This window comes from Aureimonas altamirensis (genome assembly GCF_001463885.1).
Classification (GTDB): Bacteria; Pseudomonadota; Alphaproteobacteria; order Rhizobiales; family Rhizobiaceae; genus Aureimonas; species Aureimonas altamirensis.
In genome coordinates this window covers 54,958-68,740 of record NZ_BBWQ01000015.1, presented here as the reverse complement: position 1 = coordinate 68,740, position 13,783 = coordinate 54,958, and the positions used below count along the sequence as shown (strand labels likewise).

Annotated in this window: 14 protein-coding genes; 11 read left to right on the top strand and 3 right to left on the bottom strand. The window is 66.1% G+C overall.

Annotated elements, in window-relative coordinates:
* Positions 1-129 precede the first annotated feature (129 nt).
* The 4 genes from AUL31_RS11685 (at position 130) to AUL31_RS11670 (ending at position 3,506) form a co-directional block, all read left to right on the top strand.
* Positions 130-402 (top strand): helix-turn-helix domain-containing protein, encoded by a 273-nt coding sequence (locus tag AUL31_RS11685; RefSeq protein ID WP_073469320.1) that lies wholly within the window; start codon positions 130-132, stop codon positions 400-402.
* Between the two features lie 91 nt (positions 403-493).
* A complete protein-coding gene (locus tag AUL31_RS11680; RefSeq protein WP_060606405.1) occupies positions 494-1,450 on the top strand; it encodes a GAF domain-containing protein in 957 nt (318 codons plus the stop codon).
* Between the two features lie 143 nt (positions 1,451-1,593).
* Positions 1,594-3,111 (top strand): aldehyde dehydrogenase, encoded by a 1,518-nt coding sequence (gene adh, locus AUL31_RS11675; protein ID WP_060606402.1) that lies wholly within the window; start codon positions 1,594-1,596, stop codon positions 3,109-3,111.
* 59 nt (positions 3,112-3,170) lie between these two features.
* Positions 3,171-3,506 (top strand): DUF779 domain-containing protein, encoded by a 336-nt coding sequence (locus AUL31_RS11670; RefSeq protein ID WP_060606400.1) that lies wholly within the window; start codon positions 3,171-3,173, stop codon positions 3,504-3,506.
* 6 nt (positions 3,507-3,512) lie between these two features.
* Here the strand turns inward: AUL31_RS11670 and AUL31_RS11665 are convergent, their stop codons facing one another.
* A complete protein-coding gene (locus AUL31_RS11665; RefSeq protein ID WP_060606396.1) occupies positions 3,513-4,580 on the bottom strand; it encodes a siderophore-interacting protein in 1,068 nt (355 codons plus the stop codon).
* A gap of 120 nt (positions 4,581-4,700) precedes the next feature.
* Here AUL31_RS11665 and AUL31_RS11660 point away from each other — a divergent pair, with 120 nt between their 5' ends.
* The 4 genes from AUL31_RS11660 to AUL31_RS11645 are packed head-to-tail and all read left to right on the top strand — an operon-like array spanning position 4,701 to position 9,220.
* Positions 4,701-6,194 carry an ABC transporter substrate-binding protein gene (locus tag AUL31_RS11660; protein WP_060606393.1) on the top strand — a complete coding sequence of 498 codons (1,494 nt, stop codon included), beginning with the start codon at positions 4,701-4,703 and terminating at the stop codon, positions 6,192-6,194.
* 5 nt (positions 6,195-6,199) lie between these two features.
* The gene (locus tag AUL31_RS11655; RefSeq protein WP_060606391.1) at positions 6,200-7,138 is read left to right on the top strand and encodes an ABC transporter permease; all 939 of its coding nucleotides are present in this window, start codon (positions 6,200-6,202) and stop codon (positions 7,136-7,138) included.
* Positions 7,135-7,944, top strand: coding sequence for an ABC transporter permease (locus tag AUL31_RS11650; protein WP_060606388.1), 810 nt, complete (start codon positions 7,135-7,137; stop codon positions 7,942-7,944). Before AUL31_RS11655 ends, AUL31_RS11650 begins: the two co-directional genes overlap by 4 nt.
* Before the next feature lie 31 nt (positions 7,945-7,975).
* Complete coding sequence (locus AUL31_RS11645) at positions 7,976-9,220, top strand: DUF2254 domain-containing protein (protein WP_060606383.1); 1,245 nt, start codon at positions 7,976-7,978, stop codon at positions 9,218-9,220.
* Between the two features lie 4 nt (positions 9,221-9,224).
* On the opposite strand, the gene AUL31_RS11640 is transcribed toward AUL31_RS11645, so the two are convergent.
* Both AUL31_RS11640 and AUL31_RS11635 read right to left on the bottom strand, forming a co-directional pair.
* Positions 9,225-10,547 (bottom strand): NAD(P)H-dependent oxidoreductase, encoded by a 1,323-nt coding sequence (locus AUL31_RS11640; RefSeq protein WP_060606381.1) that lies wholly within the window; start codon positions 10,545-10,547, stop codon positions 9,225-9,227.
* 72 nt (positions 10,548-10,619) lie between these two features.
* Positions 10,620-11,171, bottom strand: a complete 552-nt coding sequence (locus AUL31_RS11635) for a sugar transferase (protein WP_060606378.1) — start codon at positions 11,169-11,171, stop codon at positions 10,620-10,622.
* 83 nt (positions 11,172-11,254) lie between these two features.
* Here AUL31_RS11635 and AUL31_RS11630 point away from each other — a divergent pair, with 83 nt between their 5' ends.
* The 3 genes from AUL31_RS11630 to hemA all read left to right on the top strand — a co-directional run bounded on the left by AUL31_RS11630 (position 11,255) and on the right by hemA (position 13,746).
* On the top strand, positions 11,255-12,211 hold the full coding sequence (locus tag AUL31_RS11630) for an NAD-dependent epimerase/dehydratase family protein (RefSeq protein ID WP_060606375.1): 957 nt from the start codon (positions 11,255-11,257) through the stop codon (positions 12,209-12,211).
* The gene (locus tag AUL31_RS20505; RefSeq protein WP_192842523.1) at positions 12,208-12,375 is read left to right on the top strand and encodes a hypothetical protein; all 168 of its coding nucleotides are present in this window, start codon (positions 12,208-12,210) and stop codon (positions 12,373-12,375) included. Before AUL31_RS11630 ends, AUL31_RS20505 begins: the two co-directional genes overlap by 4 nt.
* 90 nt (positions 12,376-12,465) lie before the next feature.
* Complete coding sequence (hemA, locus tag AUL31_RS11625; RefSeq protein ID WP_409359964.1) at positions 12,466-13,746, top strand: 5-aminolevulinate synthase; 1,281 nt, start codon at positions 12,466-12,468, stop codon at positions 13,744-13,746.
* Positions 13,747-13,783 lie beyond the last annotated feature (37 nt).

The window sequence follows — 13,783 nt, the reverse complement described above, 5'->3', positions numbered from 1 at the left end:
CGAAGGAAGGGCAAGACGACTGCGGCATCGCCTTCGCATTCATTTAGTTGATTTTGCAATCAATTAGAGGTATTGGTTTTGTCTTTCCGTCCGTCAGGCGGCTCGCGTGGTATTGGAGATTGATTCTGCATGACACCCGCTGACTTCAAGACATGGCGAGAGCGGTGCGGCCTTTCGCGGCGACGGGCCGCGCAGGCACTCGGGCTTTCGCTGCCATCCATCTACAATTACGAACTCGGGGTCCGACGGGAAAGCGGCAAGCCCGTGCGCATCCCGCACACCGTGGCGCTGGCCTGCACGGCCCTCGCACATGGGCTGCCCGCCTGGGACGAGACGCAGGGCAACGGCGTTCGCCGCGTTGCAGCACAAGCTTTCGTGGACGTGGAGGCGCGCAGGGTCTAACGTTCCCGGCGGTGTATAGGCCGGGCGGCGACAATAAGCGATGGGAGCCGCGAGCCGCCCGGTCCCATACCCACCGTCGTGGGAGGAATGCTTGCAAGCCAGTCGCAGCCAGCATGTTGCCTTGGTCGAAACGGCATTGGCCAGTGGCGGCGCCGCGCGTTCTGCGCTTGTCGCCTCCTGGCAGCGCTCCGTGACGCTTCATCGCCTGCATCCGGAACAGCATACGCCGCCGAAACAACTGTCCGAACCCGAGCTTGTCCGCATCCGCGAGCCGCTGCAACGGCTTATGTCCGTTGCCGGCGATACGCTGGACAGGCTCTATGCCGCCGTTGGCGGAATCGGCTGCTGCGTCCTTCTGGCCGATGCCAGCGGCATCCCCATCGAGCGGCGCGGCGCCGCGGCCGACGATGCCACCTTCCGCGATTGGGGATTGTGGACGGGAACCGTCTGGAGCGAGGAATCCGAAGGCACCAACGGCATCGGCACCTGCCTCGTGGAAGAGCGCGGCGTCACCATCCATCGCGACCAGCATTTCTTTTCGCGCAACACGCTGCTGAGCTGCACCACCGCCCCCGTCTTCGACCATGAGGGGCGGCTGGTGGCGGCGCTCGACGTTTCGTCCTGCCGCAAGGACCTGACGCTCGAGTTCGCGCAACTGATCGCGCTGTCGGTCAACGAGGCGGCCCGCCGAATCGAAAACGATAATTTCCGCAGCGTCTTTGCCGGAGAGCGCATCCTGTTGTCGCCGGCCACCGAACGCGGCCCCGGCGGCCTCGTTGCGGTGGACAGGCACGACCTGATCGTCGGGGCAACGCGCGGCGCGCGGCTGTCGCAGGACATGTCGGCGCTCGTGGACGGTCGGCCATTGCCGGCCGACAACATCTTCGGCGAAGCGGAAGACGATCTGGAATCCGCCGAGCGGGCGACCGTGCTGCGCGCCCTCGCCCGGAACGGCAACCAGGTTTCCGCCGCCGCGCGCAGCCTTGGCATCAGCCGCGCGACACTGCACCGGAAATTGAACAGGCTGAATATCGGCCGTCATCACTGACGGTTTGACGCCGGGCCTGTCGCAAAGCTGCGACAGGTGCCGGACGCGGTGCCCGCCCACCCGCCTGACAGGCGGCGGCGGGTCGGTTCAGATGGGCGTCTCGCCGCCGCAGGCGCGGCATCGCCTTTTTCGGGAGGAAAAAGATGAACAAGGTGGAATTCTACCGCACGCAGAAATCGCCCTACGCGGAGTCTTACGGCAACTTCATCGGCGGCAAGTTCGTCGAGCCCCGTTCAGGCCAGTATTTCGACGACACTTCGCCGGTCAACGGCCAGGTGCTGTGCCGCGTGGCACGCTCCAATGCCGACGATGTGGAAGCGGCGCTGGATGCCGCCCATGCCGCCAAGGAAGCATGGGGCCGCACCAGCCCGGCCGAGCGCGCATTGCTGCTCAACCGCATCGCCGACCGCATGGAAGAGAATCTGGATCTTCTGGCGCTGGCCGAGACCTGGGACAACGGCAAGCCCATCCGCGAAACGACGGCGGCCGACATTCCGCTGGCGATCGACCATTTCCGCTACTTTGCCAGCGCGGTGCGCGCGCAGGAGGGTGCACTCTCCGAAATCGACCACGACACCGTCGCCTACCATTTCCACGAGCCTCTCGGCGTCGTCGGGCAGATCATTCCGTGGAACTTCCCCATCCTGATGGCCTGCTGGAAGCTTGCTCCCGCGCTTGCCGCAGGCAATTGCGTGGTGCTGAAGCCGGCCGAGCAGACGCCGGCCTCCATCCTGCTGTGGGCGGACCTGATCGCCGACATCCTGCCGGAAGGCGTTCTCAATATCGTCAACGGTTTCGGGCTGGAAGCCGGCAAGCCGCTGGCCTCTTCGCCCCGGATCGCCAAGATCGCCTTCACCGGTGAAACCACCACCGGCCGCCTCATCATGCAATATGCCAGCCAGAACCTCATTCCGGTCACGTTGGAGCTGGGTGGCAAATCACCCAACATCTTCTTCCAGGATGTAACGGCAGAGGATGACGACTTCTTCGACAAGGCTATCGAAGGCTTCGTCATGTTCGCGCTCAATCAGGGCGAGGTGTGCACCTGCCCAAGCCGCGCGCTGATCCACGAATCCATCTACGACCGCTTCATGGAGCGCGCGCTGAAGCGCGTGGAAGCGATCACGCAGGGCGATCCGCTCGATCCGTCCACGATGATCGGGGCGCAGGCCTCCAGCGAGCAGCTCGAAAAGATCCTCTCCTACCTCGACATCGGCCGTCAGGAAGGCGCCGAGGTGCTGACGGGCGGCGCGCGCAACGAACTGCCGGGCGACCTGGCCGGCGGCTACTATGTCAAGCCGACCGTCTTCAAGGGTCACAACAAGATGCGCGTCTTCCAGGAGGAGATCTTCGGGCCGGTCGTGTCCGTCACAACCTTCAAGGACGATGAAGAGGCGCTGTCCATCGCCAACGACACGCTCTATGGCCTCGGCGCCGGTGTCTGGACCCGCGATGGAAACCGGGCCTACCGCTTCGGACGCGCCATCCAGGCCGGCCGCGTCTGGACCAATTGCTACCATGCCTACCCGGCCCATGCGGCCTTCGGCGGCTACAAGCAGTCCGGCATCGGGCGCGAGACCCACAAGATGATGCTCGATCACTACCAGCAGACGAAGAACCTTCTGGTATCCTACAGCCCGAAGAAGCTCGGCTTCTTTTGAGACATCATCGAGCGCCCGTCCCAGCGACGGGCGCTCGATCCCCCTCCGGAGGAAGAGCGATGGACAAGGTCACTGCAACGCCGGAAGCCCTTCAGCTTCTGGAAGAGATCGTCGCGGATCATGGCCCCGTCCTGTTCCACCAATCCGGCGGATGCTGCGACGGCTCGTCGCCCATGTGCTATCCGCAAGGCGACTTCATCATCGGCGACCGGGACGTGAAGCTGGGCGAGATCGGCGGCGCGCCCTTCTATATCAGCGCCTCGCAATACGAGGCGTGGAAGCATACCGACCTGTTGATCGACGTCGTGCCCGGTCGCGGTGGCATGTTCTCGCTCGACAATGGCCGGGAACGGCGTTTCCTGACCCGCTCTACGCTTTGTGCCGTCGACGGCTGATGCCGCTCAGGCGCTTTCCGCGATGCCGCGCCGCCAATAGGACATCGCCAGGTGCTGGTTGCGCTTGAGCGCGCGCCGCTTGCGGAACTCATGCCGGAGCGCCTTGTAGGCAACGAACTCGGTGCCGGAAAAGGCATAGAGGGAGCCCTGCCCACCGGGCCAATCCAACTCGGCGACGGCGCGCTGCAGGGCATCGCAAAGGCCTGCGGGGTTCATTCGATGCACCCATCGCACATCCACCCCCGCCGGTTTTTGCAGCGACATCTCGTCGTCACGCCCGCCAACCTCGATAAAGGCGTGGCCGCGCGCGCCGGCCGGCAGCCGCTCCAGCGCGCGGGCGATAGCCGGAAGGGCCGTCTCGTCGCCGGCAAGGCAGACATGATCCACCTCGGGCACTTCGCCGCCGCCCGGACCCATCATGCCGATCGGGTCGCCCAGCGCCGCACGCGACACCCAGTCGGTCATGCGGCCGGCCGGCTGGTGCATGACCACGTCGATATCGACTTCGCCGCGATCCGGCCGGACATGGCGCAGCGTATAGGTGCGCAGGGCCAGCCTGTCGGCACCCTGCGGCCAGATGGGCAGCGCGCCCGGGCCGGCATATGGCCAGACCGGGTTGCTGCTATCGGCGGGCAGCAGCAGCCGGACATGCCAGCCGCCGCGCGCAAAGCGGTGCAGATCCGGCCCTTCCAGCGTCAGCCGGCACAGGCGCGGCGTCAACCACAGGCGCGCGGTCAGGCGCATGGCCCGAAAGTGCGGCAAAACGGTCGACCCGGCGCCATCGCCCGTCCAGACAACGGAAGACCCGTCGGAACCCGGCCAGTTCTGGATATGGTAGGCGACGATCCCCTTGATGACGCCCAGATCGCCAGCATCGTCGGACATGGCCTCGACGGTCAGCGTCTCGGCTTCCTGGCGCAGCACGGCTACCGCCAGCCCCATCGCGAAGCGGCCGGCGCGCGCATCGAAGGCGTCCGGATACTGGCGCGCCATGTGACGGAAGAACCCTGCCCCGTCGGCAAGGCGCGTGACGGCCTTGGAGCGCAGGCTCACCGCTTCGTTGAACTTGTCCATGGCTCTCCACTATTTTGCCGCCGCAAGAGCGTCAAGCACGCGCCGTGCGCGGGCTCGACAACGCGCCGTGCATGTGATGGATGAAGGCCATGCGGTTCTTGATGCGGGTGCGGTAGCCTCATGCGATTTTCCGGATTGATGCTGGCGGCAGGCCTGGCCCTGGCCCTTGGCGGCAGCGCCTTATCGGCGCCGCGAACCGATGTCGTGATCGGAATGTCGATAGAGCCGGCGGGCCTCGACCCGACCATTTCCGCGCCCGTTTCCATCGGCCAGATCGTCTGGCAGAACGTGTTCCAGGGCCTGACGCGCATCGCCGAGGACGGCTCGGTGCAGCCGCAGCTCGCGCGCCGGTGGACGCTGTCGGACGATGGCCTGACCTACGAGTTCGAGTTGCAGAAGGGTGTGCGCTTCCATAACGGGGCCCCCTTCGATGCCGGCGTGGCCAAGTTTGCACTGGACCGCGCGCGCGGGCCAAACTCGGCCAATCCGCAGAAGCGGTTTTTCGCGGCCATCGACAGCGTGGAGGCGCCTGCTCCGGCCAAGCTCATCGTCCACCTGTCGCGTCCCTCGGGCAATCTCCCCTATTGGCTGGGGTGGCCGGCCAGCGTCATGGTGGAGCCGTCCAGCGCCGATACGAACCGGACCGCACCGGTGGGCACCGGCCCGTTCACCGTCGCCGAATGGAAGCCGGGCGACAGCGTGCGGCTGGCGCGGAGCGACGATTACTGGAACACGGCCCATACGCCGCAACTTTCGGCTGCCACCTTCCGCTTCATCAACGATCCGCAGGCGCAGGCAGCCGCGCTCAACTCCGGGCAGGTCGATGCCTTTCCGGAGTTCGCAGCACCAGAACTCTATGCGGCGCTGGAGGCGGACCCGGCCTTCGAAACGGTCGTCGGCAATACGGAGTTGAAGGTGGTGGCGGGCATGAACCTTCGCCGTCCGCCGCTGGATGACGTGCGCGTGCGCCGCGCCTTGATGATGGCCGTCGACAGGCAGGCCCTGGTGGACGGGGCATGGTCCGGCTACGGCACACCGATCGGAAGCCACTACACGCCGAACGATCCGGGCTTCAAGGATTTGACGGGCCATCTCGCTTACGACCCCGATGCGGCAAAAAATCTTTTGGTTGAGGCAGGTTACGGCAACGGGCTCAGCATCCGCATCAAGGTTCCGCAGATGCCCTATGCCGTGCGCTCGGCCGAAATTCTGCAGGCCTTTCTGGCCGAGATCGGCGTCAGCCTGGAGATCGTGCCGACCGAATTTCCGGCGGCCTGGGTATCGGATGTCCTGCAGAACCACGACTTCGACATGACCATCGTGGCGCATGCCGAACCGATGGATATCGATATCTTCGCGCGGCCCGACTATTATTTCGGCTATGCCAACCCGGCCTTCAACGACATCATTTCGCGCGCGGAGGCGGCCGGCGACAGCGCCGTCAGGGACAGTCTCTATGGCGAAGCGCAGGAGATGCTGGCCGACGATGTCCCGGCGCTCTTCCTGTTCGTGATGCCGAAGCTCGGTGTCTGGCGAAGCGGCCTCACCGGCTTCTGGCACGACGAGCCCATTCCCTCCAACGATTTGACGGATGTTCGCTGGAGCAGCGAGTGAGGCGCATGGGCCGCCCGGCCAGCGCCCTGGCGCGACGTGGCGCGACGCTGCTTCTGTCGCTGGTGGCGGTTGCCAGCCTGATCTTTCTGATGACGTCGGTCCTGCCGGGCGACCAGGCGGCCATCATGCTCGGCACATCGGCCTCGCCGGAAACCCTGGCCGCGCTGCGCGCCGAGCTGGGCCTCGATCAGCCGCTCTGGCTTCGCTACCTGCATTGGATAGGGGACGCGGCGCGGGGCGATTTCGGGCTTTCGGCAACCTACGGCGTTCCGGTCTCTCGCCTTCTGCTCGAGCGGCTGTCCGTCACGCTGCCGCTTGCCGGCCTGGCGATGCTGGCGGCAACCCTGCTGGCTCTGCCGCTTGCCATGGCGGCGGCGCGCCGTCGGCCGGCCGCCGAGGCTGCCGTCGCCCTTCTGGCGCAGGGCGGCATCGCCCTGCCCGGCTTCTTCATCGGCATCCTGCTCATTCTGGTCTTTCAAAGCGGGCCCTTGCCGACGGGCAGCTTTCCCGGATGGCAGGATGGGTTTGGGGCGTTGCCATATCTGATACTGCCGGCCATCGCCCTTGCCGTACCGCAGGCCGCGGTGCTGGCGCGCGTCGCGCGCGGCGCGTTGCAGGAGGCGCTGTCGCAGGATCATGTCCGCACGGCGCGTGCGAAAGGTTTGTCGGATGGGGCCATCATGCGCCGCCATGTGTTCGGCACGGCGCTGCCCGCCATCCTGACGCTTGCGGGCCTGCAGGTATCGTACCTCGTGGCCGGCGCCGTGCTGGTGGAAAACGTCTTCGTGCTGCCGGGGCTTGGACGCCTTGCCATACAGGCGCTGGCGCAACGGGATATCCCGGTGCTGCAGGGCTGTATCCTTCTGTTCGTCGGCATCGTCGTGCTGGTCAACTTCGCCGTCGAGACCGTCATCGCGGCCACCGACCCGAGGTCGCCTGCATGAGGCGCATCGCCGTCGGAACAGCGCTTCTGACCGTGACTGCGGCCATGGCTCTTCTGTCGTTCGTCTGGACGCCGGACCCGACGCCCCTGCGCCTGGACATTCCCGCCCGGCTGACGCCACCCGGCGCAACGGCGCTTCTCGGCACCGATCAACTCGGGCGCGACACGGCCTCCATGGTCATGATGGGGGCGGCGGGCTCCCTGTCCATCGCGCTGGCGGCCGTGGCGCTCGGCGGCCTCGCCGGCAGCGTCACGGGCCTTTTCGCAGCGCTTCGCGGCGGCGCCCTCGCCGGCCTGACCATGCGGATCATGGATATCCTGTTTGCCTTTCCGCCCGTTTTGTCGGCTCTGCTGCTGGCTTTCACGCTCGGGGCCGGGCCGCTCGGCGCGGTTGCCGCCATCGCGCTTTTCGTCACGCCGGTCTTTGCAAGGGTTTCCTATGCCGGGGCCGGACAGGTGCTGCGCAGCGATTTCGTACGGGCGGCGCGGGCGCTTGGCGCCAGCGACCGGCGGATTGCGGCAAGCCATGTGCTGCCCAATATCGGCGGTCTTCTGGCGGTTCAGCTATCGCTTCAATTCGGGCTCGCCATCCTGACGGAAGCCGGCCTCGGTTATCTCGGTCTTGGAACGCAGCCGCCCTCGCCATCGTGGGGCCGCATGCTGGCGGATTCGCAAAGCTACCTCGGCATTGCCCCATGGATGGCGCTGGCGCCGGGTGCGGCCATCGCCATGACGGTGCTGGGTGCGAATATTCTGGGCGATGGCCTTGCGGAAAGGCTGGACCCGCGCAGCAAGGCGCCAAGATAAGGACCGTTCGCAAAGGGCCGAAGAGAAAAGAATGTCGCGCTGGCGGTTTATCGTAAGGCAATTGACCAGCGGGCTCTGGTTCCGATCCCTGATCTTTTCCGCCATCGGCGTCATCGCTGCCCTCATGGCGGCGTGGCTCAGCCCCCTCATTCCATCGGAACTCGGCGGCCGCATCGGCGCCGACGCGGTGGACAATATCCTCGGCATCCTGGCGTCCAGCATGCTGGCGGTCACGACATTCTCGCTCAACATCATGGTGGGCGCCTATTCCTCGGCCACCACCAACGCCACGCCGCGCGCGACGCGCCTGCTGATGGCCGACCCGACCAGCCAGAACGTGCTGTCCACCTTTGTCGGCGTGTTCCTGTACTCCATCGTCGGCATCATCGCCCTGTCCACCGGCACCTATGGCGAGCAGGGCCGCGTCATCCTGTTCGGCGCAACCATCGCCGTCATCGTGGTCACCGTGTTTACCCTGCTGCGCTGGATCGACTACCTGTCGCGCATCGGCCGCGTGGGCGATACCGCGCAGCGCGTGGAGAAGGTGGCCCTCGATGTCGTCGAAGCCTATGCCAAGGATCCGTTCAGGGGCTGCCGAAACAGGCTGGACTTCCCTGCGGACGGCAACCGCCGCAAGCTCCGTTGCCGAACCATAGGATATATCCAGCACGTCGATTTTGCAGGCCTTCAGGCCCTTGCAGAGCGGCACGAATGCCGGATCGCACTTCTGTCCAACGTCGGCACCTTTTGCGATCCCTCGCGCCCCGTACTGGAAATCGCAGGTGACGGCGATTTGCCGGAGGATGCAGCAATCCTGCAGGCGCTGACGATCGGCGATCAACGCTCCTTCGACCAGGACCCGCGTTTTGCCGTCGCGGTGCTTGCCGAGATCGGCGCGCGGGCGCTATCGGCGGCGATCAACGATATCGGCACGGCCATCGATATTATCGGGCGGTCGCTGCGCGTCATGGCCGCCGCCGCGCAGCCGTCCGAGGCGTCGGAAATCCGCCATGACCGGGTCTATGTGGCGCGGATAGAGGCCGACGATCTGTTCGACGACATGTTCACCTCGTTCGGGCGTGATGGCGCGGCCGAGATCGAGGTGTCGGTGCGGCTGATGAAGGCGTTCGCCAGCCTGCACGATCTGGGTGGGCCGGACTTCCGCGCCGCATCGCGCCGCCATGCGCTGGAGCTGTTGGAGCGGTGCGAAAAGACATTGCAGATGGACAGCGAAAAGCGCGCGCTACGGCAGGTTTACGACAGCCGCTTCACCTGATGCATCACCTTAGGTACTGCGTGTCGGCCTCGTCGATCTCCTTGCGGATACGCGTCACGTTGAGGCTTTCGTCCGCCGCGCAATTTTCGTGCGTCAGAAGCTCGCCGGCCTTGACGGCCCGCGTCACGCGGGAGCCCTCGGCAAGCCCGAGCGGCAATGCCTTCGCGGCACGGCCGTCTACCCATGTCATGGCGTAGCCGCGATAATCTTCCATGCCGATGCGCTGCAGCGTCTGGCCGGGGGCCAGGTCGCGCTTGGCGATGGCGCCGCATTCGGCAACGGGGCGCGCCAGCGGAACCATGTCGGGCTTGCGATACATCACGGCCCGGGCAGCCGACAGCGGCGTTTCCAGGCTGGTCAGGTGAAAGGGCCGCGTCAGCGTGAAGCAGGGCCCGGGCCCGACCTTCAGGTCGGCCATGCGCTCGATGGCGCGCTCGTGCCTGGGCTTCACCACGCAGAAGACGCCCGGCGCGACGCCCTTGCCGATGGTGTAGTCGACGCAGCCGGGGCGGGACAGGATGCCACCATCCGCTTCGGTGCACAGGATTTGCGCCAGATTATCCAGCGTGGCGGCAGGGCCGTGCATTCCCGGCACGTCGGGCAGCAGCCCGGTGCAATTGGCGATGGCCGTCATCTCGACCATGGTCTTCGAGCCGTCGACGAATTCCACCAGAATACGGGGATTCATGTTGCGGGCGCGTGCCTCTTCCTCGAAGTCGGACGGCACGGCGTTGAAATCCAGCGCGTTGTTCTTGCCCTTGCCGGCAGCGATGACGTCCATCCCCAGCGCCTGCGCAAATGCGATCAGGTCCAGCGTCGCGGCGGGCTCGTCCCCGGCGGACCCCGTATAGACCACGCCGGCCTTGCGGGCTTCTTCCGCCAGATAGCGGCCGACCGTTATGTCGGCTTCCACGTTCAGCATCACGATATGCTTGCCGTTGCGGATGGATTCCAGCGCCAGCAGCGTGCCGATCTCGGGGCTGCCCGTGGCATCCACCACGACGTCGATGCGCCCGGCGCGGGTGAGTGCCGTAAGGTCGTCCGTCACCGCGATCCGCCCGGCCTCGATGGCGGCGTCTATGGCGGCGTCCGTATCGACGATGATTCCGTGGCCCTCGCTGTGGCCGGCCATGGCGATGGCCTCCATCGGCCGGGTCGGGCGGCTGGCGGCAATGGCGCCGATGCGGATGCCCCGCATCAAGGCCGCCTGAACGACGATGTCGGTGCCCATCTGGCCGGCTCCGGCAAGGCCGATCGTTATGGGGCCATGCCGCTCGGCGTGGGCCGCAAGCTCCGCAGCAAAGCCGATTGGGTCGATCAGGTTCATGGAAGGCCTTTCGATCTGGTCCCGGCGGCCGGGAGTTCGGGGTCTATAAGGCAATTGGCGGCGCTTGTGAAATCACCGCACCCTGTCGCCCCGGCCCTTGCCCGTGACCGTCTGGAGGATCAGGAGAAGATCGCTCCAGAAGCCGGACGCGCGCGCATAGGCGCCGTCGATGCGCGCCAGCCGCTCCGGCTCCGACATGTCGATGCCGCGCACCTGCGCCGGCCCGGTAATGCCGGGCCGCACGCGGAAGGCGCCTTCCCGCCGGCGCGCCTCTATCAGCACGGTCTGGACAGGCAGGCAGGGGCGCGGGCCAACGAAGCTCATGTCGCCCTTCAACACGTTCCATAGCTGCGGCAGCTCGTCGAGTTTCCAGGCGCGCAGGCGCACGCCAAGCCCCGTCACTGCCGCGCGCGGCGTTTCGTGCGAGGCCGCCGATACGGTGCCGGACGCCATGGTGCGCAGCTTGTAGCAGGTGAAGGGCTGCTCGTTCCGCCCAACGCGAACCTGCCGGAAAATGCCCGGTCCCGGCGTATCGCGGCGGATCATCGCCGCAAGCAGCAGGATCAGCCAGCCGAAGCATATGAGACCGAAAAAGCTCGCTGCTATGTCAAAAACACGTTTCATGGGACAAGCGAATTGCCGCAAAGCCACGAATTGGGCAAGGAAGAAACGACCGATCACGAATTGGAGTCGTTTCAAGCAGTCTCATGCGCATCCTCGTCACAGGCTCAACTGGGTTCATCGGTCGCCGCCTCGTTTCGCGCCTGCTCGACGAAGGGCACGCGGTGACGGTGCTCGTGCGCGAGGACGCGACAAGCCCGGACGAGCGGGCCGAGACGCTGGATTCCCCGCGCGACTTGTCGCGCATACGCCGGCACGAGAGATGGCCCCTCGGCCTCGACGCCATCGTGCATCTTGCCGCCCTCAACCCCGAGCGTGGCGACACCGCCATGGACGACGCGGTGGCGCTGGGGCAGGCCAATGCCGGTGGCACCGCCGCGCTGGCGCGGGTGGCAGCGGAAACCGGCGTGCGCCGATTCGTCTTCGCCAGCACGGCCAATATTCATTCCATGCAGGGCGACAAGCCCATCATCGAGGATGACAGGCCGCGCCCGGTCGACAATTACGCGGCCTCCAAGCTCGAGGCCGAGCGCCGCCTGCGCGCCGAGCTGGAAGACAGCGCCACCGAATATACGATCATGCGCCTGCCCGCCGTTTACGGACCCGGCGGAAAGGGCGCCATCGCCAAGCTGGAAAGGCTGGCCGCGACCCGGTTGCCCCTGCCCTTTCGCTCTGCCCGCAACCGGCGCAGCATCCTGGCCGTCGACAATGCGGTCGAGGCCATCATGGCGATGATCGTGCATCCGGCCGCTGCCGGCCGCACCTTCCTGGTTGCCGACGACGCCCCGACGACGCTGTCGGAGCTGGTCGCGGCCATGCGTGGTGCGCGGGGCCGGTCGCCCGGGCTGTTCGCCATGCCGGTGGGCCTGCTGCGCCTTGTCGCGCGGCTGGCCGGCAAGTCCGAGATCACCGACAGGCTCTTTGCCGAGTTCGTGGTGGACACGGCCAAGATCCGCCTGCGCACGGGCTGGCGGCCGCGCCTGTCCACGCATGAGGCGCTGACGCTCTACAACCGTGCCGACGACAGGGGCAATGGCGGATGAGTTCCCACAAGCCTATCGAACCCGGCAAGGTGCAGCGGCAGAAGCGGCTCGAGGAGCAGCTTCGCGACAATCTGAAGAAGCGCAAGGCGCAGGCCAAGGCGCGCCGGTCTCTGATGGACGAGCCGGATGACGCGCAGGACGAGGCCCGCCCAGAGGCGGATTGAGCCGTATTGGACAGAATGTCCAAGGCACCGTTCCGGGCATGGACTTGGCGCGCTCAGGACCTTAGAACCCTTCTTACGAAGGAGTTCCGGATGATCGATTATCAGAGCCACTTCAGGTCCGCCATCGAGGCGCTCCACGCCGAGAAGCGTTACCGCGTCTTCGCCGACCTCGAGCGGATCGCGGGCCGTTTCCCGCAGGCGATCTGGCGGCATGACGGCAAGGCAGAGGAAATCACCGTCTGGTGTTCCAACGACTATCTCGGCATGGGCCAGCACGATGCGGTCGTCACCGCCATGCGCGAGACAGCCGGCATCATGGGCACCGGCGCGGGCGGCACGCGCAATATCTCCGGCACCAACCACCCGCTCGTCGAGCTTGAGCAGGAGCTGGCAGACCTGCACGGCAAGGAGGCCGCGCTGGTCTTCACCTCCGGCTTCGTCTCCAACGAGGCGTCCATCTCCACCATCGCCCGCCTGCTGCCGGATTGCCTCATCCTGTCGGACGAGCTCAACCACGCCTCGATGATCGAGGGCGTGCGCAAGGCCGGCGGCAAGAAGCAGATATTCCGCCACAACGACGTGGCGCATCTGGAAGAGCTGTTGAAGGCGGCAGAACCCGGCCGCCCCAAGCTGATCGTGTTCGAGAGCGTCTACTCGATGGATGGCGACATCGCGCCCATCGCGCAAATCTGCGACCTCGCGGATCGCTACAACGCGATGACCTATATCGACGAGGTGCATGCGGTGGGCATGTACGGCGCGCGCGGCGGCGGCATCTCCGAGCGTGACGGTGTCGCGGCCCGCATCGACGTGATCGAGGGTACGCTGGCCAAGGCTTTCGGCGTCCTCGGCGGCTACATCACCGGCTCGCAACATCTGATCGACGCCGTGCGCTCCTATGCGCCGGGATTCATCTTCACCACCGCCCTGCCCCCCGCCCTCGCAGCGGCAGCGACGGCCTCCATCCGCCATCTGAAGCAATCGCAGGCCGAGCGGGACGGGCAACAGCGGCAGGCATCGCGCGCCAAGGCCGTTTTTGCTGCCGCGAACCTGCCGGTCATGCCGTCGGACACGCACATCGTGCCGGTGCTGGTGGGCGACCCCGACCTTTGCAAGCAAGCCAGCGACCATCTGCTGACGCGGCATGGCATCTATATCCAGCCGATCAACTACCCCACCGTGCCGCGTGGCACCGAACGCCTGCGCATCACGCCGACGCCGCTGCATGGCGACGCGCTGATCGATACGCTGCGCGATGCGCTGGTGGAAACCTGGATCTCGGTGGGCATTCCCTTTGCCGGCGACCGGCCCGCACAGGGCGAGGCAGACATGCCGGCAACACCACTGGTCGTATCCAAGGCAGGCGGATAAGCTGCCGCCGCAAATGCGGCATCGCCTGTCTGGATAG

Bases quoted from the DNA above. Each gene is read 5' to 3' on its own strand.
- hemA (WP_409359964.1), top strand. From the start codon at position 12,466: ATGATCGATTATCAGAGCCACTTCAGGTCCGCCATCGAGGCGCTCCAC.
- AUL31_RS11665 (WP_060606396.1), bottom strand. From the start codon at position 4,580: ATGGACAAGTTCAACGAAGCGGTGAGCCTGCGCTCCAAGGCCGTCACG.
- AUL31_RS11645 (WP_060606383.1), top strand. From the start codon at position 7,976: ATGTCGCGCTGGCGGTTTATCGTAAGGCAATTGACCAGCGGGCTCTGG.
- AUL31_RS11650 (WP_060606388.1), top strand. From the start codon at position 7,135: ATGAGGCGCATCGCCGTCGGAACAGCGCTTCTGACCGTGACTGCGGCC.
- adh (WP_060606402.1), top strand. From the start codon at position 1,594: ATGAACAAGGTGGAATTCTACCGCACGCAGAAATCGCCCTACGCGGAG.
- AUL31_RS11655 (WP_060606391.1), top strand. From the start codon at position 6,200: ATGGGCCGCCCGGCCAGCGCCCTGGCGCGACGTGGCGCGACGCTGCTT.
- AUL31_RS20505 (WP_192842523.1), top strand. From the start codon at position 12,208: ATGAGTTCCCACAAGCCTATCGAACCCGGCAAGGTGCAGCGGCAGAAG.
- AUL31_RS11660 (WP_060606393.1), top strand. From the start codon at position 4,701: ATGCGATTTTCCGGATTGATGCTGGCGGCAGGCCTGGCCCTGGCCCTT.
- AUL31_RS11630 (WP_060606375.1), top strand. From the start codon at position 11,255: ATGCGCATCCTCGTCACAGGCTCAACTGGGTTCATCGGTCGCCGCCTC.
- AUL31_RS11685 (WP_073469320.1), top strand. From the start codon at position 130: ATGACACCCGCTGACTTCAAGACATGGCGAGAGCGGTGCGGCCTTTCG.
- AUL31_RS11640 (WP_060606381.1), bottom strand. From the start codon at position 10,547: ATGAACCTGATCGACCCAATCGGCTTTGCTGCGGAGCTTGCGGCCCAC.
- AUL31_RS11635 (WP_060606378.1), bottom strand. From the start codon at position 11,171: ATGAAACGTGTTTTTGACATAGCAGCGAGCTTTTTCGGTCTCATATGC.
- AUL31_RS11670 (WP_060606400.1), top strand. From the start codon at position 3,171: ATGGACAAGGTCACTGCAACGCCGGAAGCCCTTCAGCTTCTGGAAGAG.